We start from the raw sequence: 14594 nt of genomic DNA, 5'->3' as shown, positions 1-14594 counted from the left end.
GAGGCCGCAGGGAAACCGGTGGTGTTACCGGCTTGTCGGATGGCCGTCCTATCCCTGCGGGTTCGTTCTAGCCCTTTCGGACCCGAGTTAGTTTCACCACGTTTCCGGTTTTGGCCGCAGCAAGATAATCCGACCATGCTTGCATGAGCTTGCGGCGCTTCTCCAGCGCATCGGACCGGCGATACGCCCGCTCCACAGCATCCCCCACCTTGTGAGCCAAGGCCGCCTCGGCAACTTCTCTTGGAAACGTGGTGGCGTCACCACACCAATCGCGGAAGCCAGATCGGAAGCCATGCACCGTGATCTCGGTCAGCTTCATTCGGCGCAACAGCATCATCATCGACATGTCGGAAAGCGCATTCTCACCATCTCGGGTGAAAATATACTCGCCCTCCCCCCGATGCTCGTACAGCGCCTCCAGGATCGCGAAAGCTCGCGTAGACAGCGGTACCGTATGCGGTTCACCGGCTTTCATGCGCTCCTTGGGCACGTTCCAGAGCTTGCCCTTGAAGTCGATTTCGTTCCACTTCGCTCCAAGAGTCTCGCCGGATCTTGCAACAGTCAGGACGGTGAACTCCAAGGCCCGAGCCGAAGTTGCCTCAAGCGCCTTGAGCCGTGTCACGAATGCGGGGATATCCTGATAGGGCATTGCCGGCTGATGACCGCGCTGAAGCCGTTGGCGCTTAGGCAAGAGGTTTCGCAGATTGCCGCGCCATGCTGCGGGGTTTTCGCCCGATCGCCAACCCTTCACCTTCGCGAATTCAAGAACGCGCTCTATCCGACCGCGAAGCCTCGATGCCGTTTTCGGCTTTCTGCTGCCAGATCGGCGACAGGACTTTCAGCACGTCCTCGGTTGTAACGGTGGAGACGCGCTTAGGCCTCAGACTGCCACAGAAGCTAGTGAGTGTCTGGTTCCACTGATATTCGTGTTTCGCGTTTCGCCATTCGGATTTCACGGTGGCGATGTACTTGTCGGCGCACTCGCCAAAAGTCGGTTCTGCTTCCTTCGCCTTCTCTGCGATTGGATCGCGGCCTTCCTCAACCGCAGTGCGGCACTCGCTAGCCTTACCTCGGGCCTTAGCAAGCGTGACGACGGGATAGGCGCCCAGGCCCATCTCACGCCGTTTGCCATCCTTGGTCCACATGAAAAGCCAGGACTTGGAGCCGGTAGGGGAAACCCACAGATAGAGGCCGCCGCCGTCGCTATGACGACCAGGCGCCTTTTCAGCTTTCGCGGCGACATCAGAGAGTTTGTGAAGCGTCCGGGCCATCCATCCCCACTTTTATCCCCATTTCGAAGTGGGGATAGTACAATACAATATGGGACGGTCCTAGACGCTCAACGGGAAAAGCACATTATTTTCAATGGAAGCGGAGACGGTGTGGGACGCCCGGAAACGCTAGTTCGGTGGACCTCAGCTCCACCATCGGAACAATCGGTTTTTTCCGCCGTTCTGCTGCGCCACCAGGGCGCAAGCACCATCCTATACACCGCGATGCGGCGTTCGGCGCCAAAGCCCCCCGGAAAAAGCCATGGGTGATTTCGCCATCTCCGCGGCAAGGCAATTGTCAATTGGACTTATGGCGATGGCCGCTGCCGGAATCGGCGCTATTTTTTTTGAAAGCCGTCCCATTAGACTGGCGTTCCCAAATCAGTTTTTTCTGTGTGTTGTGACAAGGCGTTTCGGCGGGGGCGACCGAAGGCGCTATATGGATTCCTGAGTCGAAATGAAGAATTCGCCTGTGAAAGCAAAGACGTGTCCATTCGCGAGAACCTCGCTGCAAATCTCAGACGGCTCTGCAAGGACCATGCCTCCGTTAGCGCGGTATGCCGTGAGTTGGGGATCAACCGCACGCAGTTCGAGCGTTACCTGCAGGGGCAGACCGTTCCGAACAAAGCCACTGCCAAGCTGATCTGCGACTACTTCCGCATCGACGAAGCGGAACTCTACCAGGATCCTGGTACCCCCGAGCCCAGGGATCCCGGCCTGCCGCCGATTTCCGAAAGCCTGTTCAACCAGATGATCCGCCCACCCGCCCCATCGATCGCGGGCGGCACCTATTTCACCTACTTTTCCATCCCCACCCGTTCCGACCTCTTGATGCGGTCGGTGACCTTCGTGCGGCGCGAGGCCGAACTGGTCACATTCCGCAGGGTGACCGGATGGTCGGAGCGCCGTGGCTCGACATGGGCGCGGGCACGCGGCAACCACTATGGCGTGGCGATCTCACGCCTGAACTGGATCTATTTCAGCGGCGTCAACCGCCGCCAGACCGGCGAACCGTCGCTAATCTCCGTGCAGTGGGCGCCCATCTCCGAACCGGTGCTGACGGGCAAGGCCATGCTTCTGACCGAGGCTGGGCCGGCATTCGTATCAGTCATCATGCGGCAGGATATGTCCGGTATTCGGCCACGCCATGCGATCCGCATGGCGCATGTCATCAAGCTTGACGACCCGGGCATCGATCAGCTCGTCGTCAGCCTTGCCCGGGACGGGCTGGGCTAGCGGATCGGTTACGCTAAATAAGAATAAGATTATCCCGAAAAAGCGTATGCTAGCGATTGCCTACTCCATATTTGAGCAAAATCGATTTTTTAGACTTTACCACCAAGAAAGATATTTTAGATCACGTTGGCTTTACTACAATTTTAACAAACCATTAACTCTTTCGACCTTACCTTTCTTCATGCGGATCCCGCTGTGGGGATCTTTCAACAGATCCCATTGGGGGGTCGGGAAAGGGACGAAAATGGCCAAGAAAGTGAACAATGCCCCGAAGCTGACGGTTGCCGCGGGCACGCAGACCGTCTTCTTCTCGCAGGGCATGCACTACAACAAGCGCTGAAGTCGTTCGGCGCCGATCGGCTCTCGCTTGTCGGCGCCTCACATTCACAAAACGGCATTCAGCATCATGAAAATGCGCTCTTCAAAAACGCTTGTTTTCTACCCCGGGACCAATAAGGTCACGGCCTGCAACTTCCTGACCAGAAGCGTCTTCGAATGCAGCCCCGAGGTGATCGGCCTTCTTGCATCCTGGGACGAATGGGCCTCCACAGCCGAAATCGCACGCACCCACGGATGGTCGAAATCCGACCTCAATGCCGTCGTCCCGCAATTGCTTGATTTTTCCGCCCTGGTCACCGCCGGTTCGCCGCTGGCTGAACAGGAAACAAAATTCTCCGGACAGTGGAGCTGGGGCATCCCGACCGCGCTGATGCACTTCTGCGTCCAGGACGCGGAGTTCATGACCATTGAACAGGCCGAGGCACGCCAGATCGAACGCGCCGGCCATGTCGCGCAACCCGACCTCATGCTCAAGAATGTCGCCGGCGCCATACGGCTGCCCAACGCACTCGACGACAACGAACTCCTGACGCTGATGGCGCGGCGCCGCACCAACCGCACCGCGGCCGCCCCCACCATCACTGCGCAGCAGCTTTCCGATTGCCTGTTCGCCGGCATGGGCATTACCGGCGAGACCAGCAACTGCGTCGGCACCCTGCCGCTGGGCATGACCCCTTCTGGCGGCGCCCGGAACCCCTATGAGGCCTATGTGGTTGCGCTTGGCGTCGAGGGTCTGGAGCCCGGCGTCTATCATTATTCGGCCGCCGATCACGACCTCGGCAGAATCTCGGCCAACCATCTGCCGAAGATCTCCGAGCTGGTCGGCGGGCAAGAATGGGCTGACGCCATGCCTTGCCTGATCCTGCTTTGCGCCAGGCTCGACCGCACCATGTGGAAATATGAGGATGCCAACGCTTATCGCGTCGTGCTGATCGAGGCCGGCCATATCGGCCAGAACATGATGCTGGCGGCGACCAGGCATGGTCTGTCGGCCTGCCCCACGGCAGCGCTCAGCCATTCAGCGATCAAGCGCCTTCTCGGCCTCGACCGCCTTACCGACGCACCCATCTATGCGTTGACACTTTCAACCCCGGAACCAAGCCCGCATTCGGTGGGTCAGTCAATTAATTAGCCATCTTATAATGTCCAGTGCAACCAGTACGCGTTCCCTGAGTTCCACCAGATGACAGGAGAAGAACGTGCCAAATCAGACCCTACGTCAGTCAGAGATCGATAGCCTTCAATATATCGCATCGATGAGCAATGAGCTGGTGCAGATGGCCGAAGCAAGCCGTTTTCCCATGATCTCCTATCTCTTGGGCATGGCCTATGCCGAAGCCTTCGATGTCCTGCGCGGCGCGCGGCCGGCAAGGCATGCGCAGCTCAGCGGCAACCCGATGCATCCCAAGCCGAATGCAAAGGAAAGCCACGCTCTGCCAAGGAGAGCGTAGCGAATGCAACCGTCGGTTCTGTGCGCGCCGGCCGGCTCGCGGCCGAACCGGTGGGAGACCATCTGTGCGCTGCAAAGCCTGCTGCCGCCCCTGAAAAAGGCCGCAGCCGACCTTGACCGCCCCAACATGGTCTACTGGCTGGAGCAGGCCGACGCTGAAACTGCCAACATCATCAGGGGCCGGCCGTCCGACACCGCCGCGATCCCTGCCTTGATCGCCAGCAGCCCGCAAAAGGACATTATGCATAGAGATTCGAGGGGGACCCGCCGATGAACATGATCGCACCCATCAGGAGCGCCGACGCCAGGGACAGCGTCTTTGGTCGGCTCCAGGTCCTGATCGCCAGCCGGCCGGCATCGCCGGATGCCGCGTGCGTCGAGGCCCGGCAGCTGATTTCCATGGCGATGGCCGACACCTGGCAGGCCGACAGCCTCTGGGGCGCGGCGGATGCCTTTCACGTCCATTTCGACTTCATGATGCAGACCATCGAGATCAACGGCGCCGACGATCCGAACCTCAGGATCCTGCGCACGAAATGCCGCTTCTATCTGGAGCAGGTCGAAGCGCTGTGCCAGTCGATGAGCCACTGACTGCGGTTTCTTACGAAGGTCGGACAATACCAGTCTTTGGTCAGGCCGAGCCCTTGCTCTAATTCCGCAAATTGAACACGAACGGCGCCGTGCGGCTGACGCGCGCGCCGAGTTCCGGCGGCGGTGCCGGCACCGTTGCGCCCTGCAGCACGGCGAGCGCGGCGCGGTCGAGGTCGGGATCGCCTGAAGAACGGGCCACGCGGGCCGACATCACCCGGCCGGACGTATCCACCGTGAAGGTCACGTTCACATTGCCCTGCGCGCCCCTGGATTTCGCAGCACTGGGATAACGCTTGTGCCGGTTGATCCATGCCGTCAGCCGGGCTTCCCACTTGGCCGGGCTGACGCCCGAAACCCCCGCCGCCGATTTCGGCGCTGCCGTCTTGGCCGCCGGCGTTGTCTCAGCGCTTGCGGTGGCGACGGTCTTTGCCGGTTCGGCCTTTTCCTTCTTTGGCCGTGGCTTGGGCTTTTCGACAGGCCTTTTCGCCTTGGCCTGGACCAGTTTCTTTTCTTTGGGCTCTTCGACCGGCTTCGGCTGCGGCAGCGGAACGACAACCTCCGGCGCGGCGGCCTCGACAACGTCGGGAATGACCGCATCCGGTGGCGGCTGATCGACCGGTTCGGCCCCGGCTGTCTGGGTCGGCTGCGTCTCGTCGGGCGGCACCGTTTCCGGTTGTTCGGCGGTCGGCTCGGCCTGTTCGGTCACCTTCTCGGGCTCGGCTTCGGCGATCTTTTCGGTCTCCTCGACGGGTTCGGTCTGGTCGGGCATCGCCGCATCCAGCATCGCGGCCTGTACGGGCACTGCCGGCGTCACCACCATCGGCGCCATTTCGATCACCGGGGCCGGCGGCGGCCCGCCATCCATCTCGATCGGACTGAAGCTCTGCACCGCATAGGCGACCGCGACATGGGCGCCAAGCACCAGCGCCGCCGCACCTGTCCACAGGCCAAGATCGCGCCAGCCGAAGCGCGACAGCTGTAGCGTGGGCAAGGCGGCGGACGGCGTCATGGCGCGGCGGTTCCCGCTGGCGCGGGTGCCGGTGCATCGGCAGCCGGCGCCGTCTCCAGGCCGACCAGCGCGATCTTCAGATAGCCGGCGCCGCGCAACAGGTTCATCGCCTCCATCAGGTCGCCATAGGCGACCGCCTTGTCGGCGCGCAGGAAGATGCGCGTCTGCTTGTCGCCCTTGGTCTTGGCTTCCAGCGTGGCCGCGAAGGCCGGGCGCGGCATGCTATCGTTGCCGATCGCCAGCGTGAGATCATCTTTCAGGGTCAGGAACAGCGGCGTTTCGGGCCGGGGCGCCGGCGTCGCCGTCGACCCCGGCAGGTCGACATTGACGTCCACTGTCGCCAGCGGTGCGGCGACCATGAAGATGATCAGCAGCACCAGGATGACGTCGATGAAGGGCGTGACGTTGATCTCGTGGCTCTCCTCGAGATCGTCGTCCATGGTCTGTCGGATTCGGCTTCCCATGGCGACGCTACTCCGCCGCCAGCGCCGTCGCCGGCGCGACCGTGCGGAAATCCAGGTCACGGCTGACCAGCCTCTCGACGCCCGCCGAGGCATCGGCGAGGATCTGCCGGTAGCCGGCTATCGAGCGGGCAAAGACGTTGTAGATAACCACCGCCGGAATTGCCGCGACGAGGCCCATGGCGGTGGCGAGCAGCGCTTCGGCGATGCCCGGCGCGACGACGGCGAGATTGGTGGTCTGCGCCTGCGAAATGCCGATGAAGGCGTTCATGATGCCCCAGACCGTGCCGAACAGGCCGACGAAGGGTGCTGTGGAGCCGATCGTCGCCAGCACGCCGGTGCCGCGCGACATGCGCCGCGACGCCGCCGCCTCGATGCGCGACAGGCGCGAAGAGACCCTTTCCTTCAGCCCGTCGCCGCCGACATGGTCGAGCGCACCGGCCGAGAGCGCAGTCTCTTCCTCGGCCGCCCGCACCAGAAGCGCGCCCGGGCCGCCGCTGCGGTCGAGCGCGCGGCTCGCCTGTTTCAGCGTCGCGGCATCGCCGATCGCGCGGACGGCACGGCTGATACGCAGCTTGCCGCCGAAAATCTCCAGTGATTTGGCCAGCCATATCGTCCAGGTGACGAGCGAGGCGAAGGCCAGTCCGATCATCACCGCCTTCACGATGATGTCGGCGGCCATGAACATGCCCCATGGCGACAAATCGTGCGGCAGGTTCAGTTCCATCGCCCCCGCTGGTGCGGCTCCGGCCGGCGCCGCCGTGACCGGCTGGCCGGCTGGCTGCGCCGGTGCCATCGTGGCTGGTGCTGCAGCCGGTGTGGTGGGCGCTGGTGTAGAGGGTGCCGATACGACAGGCGCTGGTGCGGGTGGAGCACCAGGTGCCATCGGCGCGGGCGCGGCGGGTGCCGCCGGGGCGGCGCCAGCCGGTTGCTCCTGGGCCAAGGCGTTGCCGCATGCCAAGATCACCGATGCGACCAACGCCGCCAACAAACGAGTTCTAGACAACAGCTTCTTCCTTGTTCTGACAGCGGCCAGCCGCTTCCGCCACCGCATCAAATCTCGTCACTGCACGTAGCCGACGGGCTGGCCGGTGAGGGGATGCGCGAACACGCCCATCTCCACGCCGAAAATGCCTTTGAGCACGTCGCCCCGCATGATTTCGCCTGGTGTGCCGCGGGTCAGCAGCTTGCCGTCCTTGAGCGCGATCAGCTCGTCGCAATAGCGCGCCGCCATGTTGGGATCGTGCAGCACGACGACGACGCACAGGTCGCGTTTGCGGCTGAGCTCCTTGACCAGCCCCAGCACCTCGACCTGATGGGCGATGTCGAGCGCCGAGATCGGCTCGTCGAGCAGCATGACGCCGGCATTCTGCGCCACCAGCATGGCAAGCCAGGCGCGCTGCCGCTCGCCGCCGGACAGTTCATCGACCAGACGGTCGGCGAAGCCTTCCATGTCGGTCAGCACCAGCGCCTCCTCGACATGCCGCCTGTCTTCCGCGCTGAAGCGGCCAAGCGCGCCATGCCAGGGATAGCGCCCGAGCGTCGCGAGTTCGCGCACCGTGAGGCCCGTTGCCGCCGGCGTCGTCTGCGGCAGATAGGCGAGCGCCCGGGCGAGCTCACGGGCGCCCCATTGCGGCAGCGGCCGCCTGGCGAAGGTGATGGCGCCCGAACTTGCCGGCTGCTGCCGGGCCAAGAGCTTGATCAGCGTCGACTTGCCCGAACCGTTGTGGCCGATAAGCCCATAGACGCGCGAACGCTGCAGTTCGAGCGAAACCGGACCGAGCAGCGTCCGCTCGCCGACGGCAAACCGCACCGCGTCGATTTGAAAGGCAGTCTCGGCTCCAGCCACGGTCATGGTTTTCTCCGGTGCGGCCGCATTTCCGGTTCAGGCTGCGGCAGGCAGGTGCCGGTTTGACTATGAAACATGACCTTACTAGTCAACATTGAAGATGACTACAACACTCAACAAATTGTTGACGCGCATTCAAAGCCTGATGGCACCGATCGCACCATAGCCGTAGCGCCGAGGGAATCGTCGATCACACAGCGAACCGCGCCGCGGCACCAGGCGCCGGCCGAACCACCACGTCTGCGGCTCGTCGTCTTGATGCGGAATCGCTAGAGCAATTCCAGGAAAAGTGTGAAACGTTTTCCGTCCGGAATTGCGCCTAAACAAAGAGTTAGCGTGACCCGGGAACAGGGAGCCACCAATGATCAAGGCAACGCCCTTCGACTTCCCGTATGACGGCAGACTGGTGGCCGAAAACACGGCGCTCGTCGTCATCGACCTGCAGCAGGATTTCCTGTCGACATCAGGCTATTTCGCCCGAAAGGGTTACGATCCCTCGCCGCTGCGGGCGATCCTGCCCACCGTGAACCGTCTGATATCAGCCGCGCGCAAAGCCGGCGTCAGGATCATCCACACCAGGCAGGGTTATCGCGCCGACATGGCCGACATGACGCCCTACGAGAAATGGCGCCGCAAGCGCTCCGGTCTCGACGGCACCGACATCCTGCTGCGCTCAGGCGCGGGATTCCAGATCGTCCCGGAGATCGATGTCGCGCCTGACGACATCATCGTCGACAAAACCTGCAACAGCGCCTTCACCTATACGGATTTCGAGCTTGTGCTGCGCGCCCAAGGCATCACGCATCTGATGTTTTCCGGCTGCACGACAGACGTCTGCGTCCACACCACGCTGCGCGAGGCCTGCGACCGCAATTTTCAGTGCCTGACAATCTCGGACGCTTGCGCCAGCGGCGACAGACGAGCCCACGAGGCGGCGCTGCACATGGTGACGGTCGAGGACGGTGTCTTCGGCGTGTTGGCTGATTCAACCGCCGTCATCGACGGCCTGTCGCGGCTTGGCGACAGGCGTTAGACCACAGGAGATCGACGGGCTTCAGCCGGTTGCCCGCGTCCCCAGCCCGGCGCGAGGCGCATAGGCCCCCGGCTGGAAGGCATCATGTTCGCGGCGCGCCAGCGAATTGCGCAGCAGGGCGATCGTTTCGCGGCCGACCGTCGCGATCTCGCGCGGCGTGTCGACGCCGACGATCATGAATTCGTCGATCCCGAGCCCGGCATAGGCAAGCAGCGACAGCGCCACCTGAGCCGGCGGCCCCGACAGGTCGACCGCCTTGTGGCCGGCGGCCGAAGCGCCCCGGTGAATCCGCACCGGAAGCGCGAAGCGCAATTTGCCGGCCCGGCCATGTTCGGCGGCGGCACCGCGCACCCGCTCCATCAACTGCCGGACCTCGTCGATCGAGCCCGGCGCCAGTTCGAAGACATCGGCATGCCGGCCGGCCACTTTCAGCGCCGTTCCCGATTGCCCGCCCATGCGGATGGTCAGGTCGGCGCCGTGCGGACCCTTGCGCGGCACATAGCCGCCCTTGATGCTGTAGAACGCGCCTTCGTGATCGAAAGGCCGGTCGTTCGACCACAGCCGCTTGAGCAGAACCAGATACTCATCGATGCGCTGCCAGACGACCGTGTGCCCGACCGGCCGTGTCTCGGCGTCGTCATCGTTCAACGGTTCGCTGATCATGCGAAGCGCCAGCCGTCCGCCGCTTTTTCGATCTATCGATGCCAGCTGGCGCGCCGCCACCGTCGGTTCGATCACCCCGGCCCAATGGGTCAGCACGACTTCCAGCGACGCGGTGCGATTGAGCACCTGGGCGCCAAGATCCATATTGGTCAGCAGACCGGCCGGATCGTCGACGACGATCTTCTGGAAGCCGCCGTCCTCGATCAGCCCGAGCTTGATCGCCGTCTCGGCAAAGTCGTAGAAGAAGGGAACGGCGGCATCGGCGGTCTTGCCGGGGACATGCGTGAATTCGATCGGCATTGTCATCTCCTCCATCGCTGGAATCATGGATGCGGTGAAATTCGAACCACGGCCGCGCGCAAACGCACCGGGATCCGGTTCATTCAACTCCGATTGCCTTGATACAGCGGGGCAACTAACCCCTGTCGATCTTGCGCCTTAGGGAATGAGGCCCAGAACGACGGCCCCGGTGAACACAAACGCGAGGGCAAAGACGAGATAGGCGAACGCTCCGGCATAGGCCGGGCGAAAGGTCTGGGCATTGGCAAGCCTCTGGCCGCTGCTGTCAGTCTGAGCGTTCTGGATATAGGACATATCGACCTCCGTCTCGCTGGTTAATCTATAAAACTTGTAGACTTTGTCGATTGCTATTTTTGAGCGATAGGCAGAATAATTTTCTCACTTTTCGGGCTAAGTTGGTTGTGAATTGCTGGGATCGCCTGTCGTGCGATCGATCGGCGGGCCATTGGCATTTGCCCCCAGGCACGTCGAATGGACCTATGCCCTTGTTTCCGCTGCACCCAATTCGTCCATTGGCCGCCTGATGCGGGCGCGGTAGCATCGTCCAAACGCGAAATGGGTCGACAGGGGAGTAAAAAGCATGGGCGATAGACTGGCCGGCAAGGTCGCCATCATTTCGGGCGGCGCAACGGGAATGGGCGGCGCGGCTTCTGAACTCTTCGCGGCCGAAGGCGCCAAGGTCGCGATCATCGACCGCAATGGCGATGCGGCCGCCGCCACCGCGGCGGCGATACGTGCGCGGGGACACATAGCCGAGCATTTCGTCGCCGACGTATCCGAAGAAGCGCAGGTCGAAGCGGCAGTGAAAGGCGCGACGGAGAACTCGGACCGGTCACGGTGCTGTTCAACCATGCCGGTACCATCGTGATAAAGCCGTTCCTGGAGACGACGGTGCAGGAATGGGATTGGCTGCACGCCGTCAATGTCCGCTCGATGTTCCTGATGACGCGCGCCGTACTGCCCGGCATGATCGCGGCCGGCGGCGGCTCGATCGTCTGCACCTCGTCGATCTCGGCGGTGGCGGCCACACCAATGGAGGTGCTCTACGACACCACCAAGGGCGCCTGCCACATGTTCGCCCGCGCCATCGCCGTCGAATTCCGCGACCGCAACATCCGCTGCAACGCCGTCTGCCCTGGCTTTATCAGGACGCCGCACGGCCTGCGCGAGGTCGCCGATCTCGGCAAGCTCGGCGTCGATGTTTCCGATGCGGCACTCGCAGCGCAGCAGGGGCGGATCGGCGAGCCGCAGGAGGTAGCGAAGGCCGCGCTGTATTTGGCGAACGATGAGTCGAGCTTCGTCAACGGCGCGCATCTGTTCGTGGATAATGGCTTTACGGCGATGTGAGGCGTACCAAGGACAGCTTGGCGCCCTTCCTCTCCCCCGTCGATCGGGGGAGAGGTGTCGAGCGCAGCTCGACGGAGTGGGGGTCGACCCTTGGCGCAGTGCAGGAAGACTCTTGCGCCTTGGTTGCCCAGTGGTTCCCCCACTCCGTCGCTGCTTTGCAGCGCCACCTCTCCCCCCTCCGGAGGGAGAGGAAAGGCCGTCAAGTCCTACTCGACTACCGCTCTTCCCTTCGAAACGGCTTCAACAGCGCCGAGGGCGCGACCGCGTTGCGCGACATGACCGCCATCGCAACAATGGTGAAGATGAACGGCAGCATCAGGAACGCTTCGTAGGGGATGTGCCCGAGCCCGCTCGCCTGCATGCGCAGCTGCAAGGCATCGACGAAGGCGAACAGCAGCGCCGCACCCGCAGAGCGCCACGGGTCCCAGCGGCCGAACACCACCAGCGCGATCGCCACCCAGCCGCGCCCGGAGACGACACCGAAGGTGAAGGCGTTGAACTGCGCCATCGACAGGAAGGCTCCGGCCAGCCCCATCAGCGCACCGCCGAGGATGACGGCCTGGAAGCGTGTGGCAATGACGCTGACGCCGGCGGAGTCTGCCGCGCGCGGGTTCTCGCCGACCATGCGCACCGACAGGCCCCAGGGCGTGCGGTAAAGCACGAAGGCGGCGAGCGGTATGGCGATGATCGCTATGTAGACCAGTGCAAACTGGTTGAACACCGCCGGCCCAAGCACCGGAATGTCGGAGAGGACGGGTATCGGCAGCGTCTGAAACCCCTTGATGCTCGGCGGCACCGATTGCTGACCGAAGATCAGACGGTAGAGGAAATAGGCAAGGCCCGACGAGAACAGCGTCACGCCGATGCCGCAGACATGTTGGCTCAAGCCCAGCGCCACCGTGAACAGCGCATGCAGTGCGCCCATCAGCATGCCGGTCAGCACTGCCGCCAGCACGCCGAGCCACAAGCTGCCGCTGAGGCTGGTGGCGGTGAAGCCGGTCATGGCGCAGAGCAGCATGATGCCTTCGATGCCGAGATTGAGCACGCCGGCGCGCTCGGAAAACATTTCGCCGAGCGTGGCAAAGGCCAGCGGCGTGGCAATGCGGATGATGGCGGCCAAAAAGCCGACCTGAAAGATCTGTTCGAACACCGCGCTCATCGGGCAGCCCCGACGCGGCGAATGCGATAGGCGGTGAACAGCAGCGCCACCAGCATGGCAAGCAGTGCGGTGCCCTGGATGACATCGCTGAGGAAGGCCGGCACGCCGGTCGCGCGCGACATTGCTTCGGCCCCTGTCATCACGGCGGCCAGGAAGATAGCCGCCGGCACGACACCAAGCGGATTGAGCCGCGCCAGCATGGCAACAACGATGCCGGAATAGCCATAGCCAGGCGAAATGTCGCTCATCACCTGGAAATGCACGCCGCCGACCTCGCCGACGCCGGCGAGCCCCGCCAGCGCGCCGGACAGCAGCGCGGTCGAGAGCAGCACCCGCTCGACATGGATGCCGCCATAGCGCGCGGCTTCCGGATTCTCGCCGGTGACCCTGATCCGGAAACCGAGCGTCGTGCGCGCGATCAGGAACCAGATCAACGGTGCGGCGATCAGCGCCACGATGACGCCGAGATGCAGCCGCGTGCCTTCGATCAGCACCGGGAAATTGGCCGAATCCTCGATCGGCGGCGAGATCGGATAGCCGCTGAAACTGTCCTTCCACGGCCCCTCGATCAGCGCCATCAGCGCATAGTAGATGACCGAGTTGAGCAGCAGCGAGCTGACGACATCGTCGACCTTGAATTTGACGCGCAGTGTCGCCGGCACCAGGGCGACCACGGCCCCGGCAGCGGCGCCGGCGATTGCCATCAACAACATCGCGAGCGCTCCCGGCATCGGGATGGCGCCGACAAAGCAGCTCGCCACCGCACCGGCCAGCAATTGGCCCTCGGCGCCGATGTTCCAGAATTTGGCGCGGAAGGCGACGGCCACAGCCAGCCCGGTGAAGATCATCGGTGCGGCGCGCACCAGCGTTTCGGTGATGGCGTAACTGTCGCCGAGCGAAGCCGTGAACATCACGCCGTAGGATTCGAGCACACCGGCGCCGGCCAGCGCGATCAGGCCGCTGCACAGGATGAGCGTCGCCGCGATCGCCAGCAGCGGCAGCGCCAGGTTGAACCAGGCGGGCGTTGACGTCCGGACTTCCAGGCGAAACATCAGCTACGGCCCTCCGCCCCGGTCATCAGCAGCCCGAGCCGCGCGATCGTGGCATCGGCGCTGTCGAGCGTGCCGACGATGCGGCCCTCATACATCACGGCGATGCGGTCGCAGAGCACCAGCAATTCTTCCAGATCCTCGCCGATGACGATGATGCCGCAGCCCTTGGCGCGCATGTCGAGGAACTTTTCGTGGATGAAGCGCGCTGCACCGATGTCGAGGCCGCGCGTCGGCTGCGAGACGATCAGAACCTTCGGATCGAAGGCGAGCTCGCGCGCCAGCAGCGCCTTCTGCAGATTGCCGCCCGATAGCGCTCCGGCCCGCGTCATCGGCCCGGGACATCTGATATCATAGGCCTTGATCTGTTCTTCGGCGAAGGCGCGGATCGCGTCAGGCTTGAGCAGGCCCTTGCTGCTGAACGCCTCCGTGCCGATGCGCGGCAGCACCATGGAATCGGCGAGCGGCAGATTGGTCACCAAGCCGGTGGTCATGCGGTCTTCCGGGATGCGGCCGAGGCCGAGCGCCTGCACCTCGCGCGGCGAGAACCGCGTGACCTTCCGGCCGGCAATCGTCATCCGGCCGGCATCGGGTGCGCGCACGCCGGAGATCACCTCCGCCAGTGCCCGCTGGCCATTGCCCGACACACCGGCGATGCCGAGGATTTCACCGGCGCGGACGGCTAGCGACACGTCGCGCAGCGCCGTGCCCGAGTGGTGCGAGGTGGAAATGCCGTCGAGCGTCAGCACAGCTTCGCCAGGCGTCGATGGCCCCCGCGCCGGCGGCACGATCTCGTGGCCGCACATCAGTCGCGCCATGGCGGCCGATGTCGTGTTG

At 63.5% G+C, this 14594-nt stretch carries 18 protein-coding genes and 1 pseudogene; 8 read left to right on the top strand and 11 right to left on the bottom strand.

Translation table 11 applies throughout. From position 1 onward, the window contains the following. Window positions 1–67: 67 nt before the first annotated feature. Together AC0V8S_RS06155 and AC0V8S_RS06150 are read right to left on the bottom strand one after the other, a co-directional pair. On the bottom strand, window positions 68–778 hold the full coding sequence (locus AC0V8S_RS06155) for a tyrosine-type recombinase/integrase (protein WP_475438582.1): 711 nt from the start codon (window positions 776–778) through the stop codon (window positions 68–70). Continuing rightward, window positions 762–1271, bottom strand: a complete 510-nt coding sequence (locus AC0V8S_RS06150; RefSeq protein WP_475437153.1) for an integrase arm-type DNA-binding domain-containing protein — start codon at window positions 1269–1271, stop codon at window positions 762–764. Before AC0V8S_RS06150 ends, AC0V8S_RS06155 begins: the two co-directional genes overlap by 17 nt. Before the next feature lie 262 nt (window positions 1272–1533). Here AC0V8S_RS06150 and AC0V8S_RS06145 point away from each other — a divergent pair, with 262 nt between their 5' ends. The 6 genes from AC0V8S_RS06145 to AC0V8S_RS06120 all read left to right on the top strand — a co-directional run bounded on the left by AC0V8S_RS06145 (window position 1534) and on the right by AC0V8S_RS06120 (window position 4887). Further along, window positions 1534–1722, top strand: a complete 189-nt coding sequence (locus tag AC0V8S_RS06145) for a hypothetical protein (protein WP_183464240.1) — start codon at window positions 1534–1536, stop codon at window positions 1720–1722. A gap of 35 nt (window positions 1723–1757) precedes the next feature. After that, window positions 1758–2507 (top strand): helix-turn-helix domain-containing protein, encoded by a 750-nt coding sequence (locus AC0V8S_RS06140; protein ID WP_095204337.1) that lies wholly within the window; start codon window positions 1758–1760, stop codon window positions 2505–2507. A gap of 412 nt (window positions 2508–2919) precedes the next feature. Next, a complete protein-coding gene (locus AC0V8S_RS06135) occupies window positions 2920–3978 on the top strand; it encodes a SagB/ThcOx family dehydrogenase (protein ID WP_244661898.1) in 1059 nt (352 codons plus the stop codon). Between the two features lie 67 nt (window positions 3979–4045). After that, window positions 4046–4297 (top strand): hypothetical protein, encoded by a 252-nt coding sequence (locus AC0V8S_RS06130; protein WP_183464243.1) that lies wholly within the window; start codon window positions 4046–4048, stop codon window positions 4295–4297. A gap of 3 nt (window positions 4298–4300) precedes the next feature. Further along, entirely contained in the window at window positions 4301–4570 is a 270-nt protein-coding gene (locus AC0V8S_RS06125; protein ID WP_475437152.1) for a hypothetical protein, read from the top strand. Further along, a complete protein-coding gene (locus AC0V8S_RS06120; protein WP_183464245.1) occupies window positions 4567–4887 on the top strand; it encodes a hypothetical protein in 321 nt (106 codons plus the stop codon). Before AC0V8S_RS06125 ends, AC0V8S_RS06120 begins: the two co-directional genes overlap by 4 nt. 58 nt (window positions 4888–4945) lie before the next feature. Here the strand turns inward: AC0V8S_RS06120 and AC0V8S_RS06115 are convergent, their stop codons facing one another. From AC0V8S_RS06115 to AC0V8S_RS06100, 4 genes are read right to left on the bottom strand one after another with little or no spacing between them, the layout of a single operon-like run. Further along, window positions 4946–5896: a TonB family protein gene (locus tag AC0V8S_RS06115; protein ID WP_475437151.1), complete on the bottom strand. Its 951-nt coding sequence runs from the start codon at window positions 5894–5896 to the stop codon at window positions 4946–4948. Continuing rightward, window positions 5893–6360 carry a TonB system transport protein ExbD gene (gene exbD, locus AC0V8S_RS06110; protein WP_183464247.1) on the bottom strand — a complete coding sequence of 156 codons (468 nt, stop codon included), beginning with the start codon at window positions 6358–6360 and terminating at the stop codon, window positions 5893–5895. Before exbD ends, AC0V8S_RS06115 begins: the two co-directional genes overlap by 4 nt. Window positions 6361–6367: 7 nt before the next feature. Then, window positions 6368–7363, bottom strand: coding sequence for a tonB-system energizer ExbB (gene exbB, locus AC0V8S_RS06105; protein ID WP_183464248.1), 996 nt, complete (start codon window positions 7361–7363; stop codon window positions 6368–6370). Between the two features lie 57 nt (window positions 7364–7420). After that, entirely contained in the window at window positions 7421–8212 is a 792-nt protein-coding gene (locus AC0V8S_RS06100) for an ATP-binding cassette domain-containing protein (RefSeq protein WP_183464249.1), read from the bottom strand. Window positions 8213–8567: 355 nt separating this feature from the next. Between AC0V8S_RS06100 and AC0V8S_RS06095 the strand changes: the two genes are divergently transcribed. Then, window positions 8568–9239, top strand: coding sequence for a cysteine hydrolase family protein (locus AC0V8S_RS06095; RefSeq protein ID WP_183464250.1), 672 nt, complete (start codon window positions 8568–8570; stop codon window positions 9237–9239). Between the two features lie 21 nt (window positions 9240–9260). Here AC0V8S_RS06095 and AC0V8S_RS06090 read toward each other — a convergent pair whose 3' ends face one another. Both AC0V8S_RS06090 and AC0V8S_RS06085 read right to left on the bottom strand, forming a co-directional pair. After that, a complete protein-coding gene (locus AC0V8S_RS06090; RefSeq protein ID WP_183464251.1) occupies window positions 9261–10202 on the bottom strand; it encodes an LLM class flavin-dependent oxidoreductase in 942 nt (313 codons plus the stop codon). A 138-nt stretch (window positions 10203–10340) separates the two neighbouring features. Further along, a complete protein-coding gene (locus AC0V8S_RS06085; RefSeq protein WP_010912229.1) occupies window positions 10341–10496 on the bottom strand; it encodes a hypothetical protein in 156 nt (51 codons plus the stop codon). Window positions 10497–10782: 286 nt separating this feature from the next. On the opposite strand from AC0V8S_RS06085, the pseudogene AC0V8S_RS06080 reads away from it, so the two are divergent. After that, window positions 10783–11549: pseudogene (locus AC0V8S_RS06080) on the top strand (SDR family NAD(P)-dependent oxidoreductase). Between the two features lie 214 nt (window positions 11550–11763). Here the strand turns inward: AC0V8S_RS06080 and AC0V8S_RS06075 are convergent. Genes AC0V8S_RS06075 through AC0V8S_RS06065 form a run of 3 tightly spaced genes read right to left on the bottom strand, consistent with a single transcriptional unit; the run spans window position 11764 to window position 14563 of the window. Next, window positions 11764–12708, bottom strand: coding sequence for an ABC transporter permease (locus AC0V8S_RS06075; protein WP_183464253.1), 945 nt, complete (start codon window positions 12706–12708; stop codon window positions 11764–11766). Continuing rightward, window positions 12705–13760 (bottom strand): ABC transporter permease, encoded by a 1056-nt coding sequence (locus AC0V8S_RS06070; protein ID WP_475437150.1) that lies wholly within the window; start codon window positions 13758–13760, stop codon window positions 12705–12707. The genes AC0V8S_RS06075 and AC0V8S_RS06070 overlap by 4 nt, the downstream gene beginning before the upstream one ends. Then, complete coding sequence (locus AC0V8S_RS06065; protein WP_475438581.1) at window positions 13760–14563, bottom strand: ATP-binding cassette domain-containing protein; 804 nt, start codon at window positions 14561–14563, stop codon at window positions 13760–13762. The genes AC0V8S_RS06070 and AC0V8S_RS06065 overlap by 1 nt, the downstream gene beginning before the upstream one ends. Window positions 14564–14594 lie beyond the last annotated feature (31 nt).

This window comes from Mesorhizobium oxytropidicola (assembly GCF_056174625.1).
This window is presented reverse-complemented; position numbering and strand designations above follow the sequence as displayed.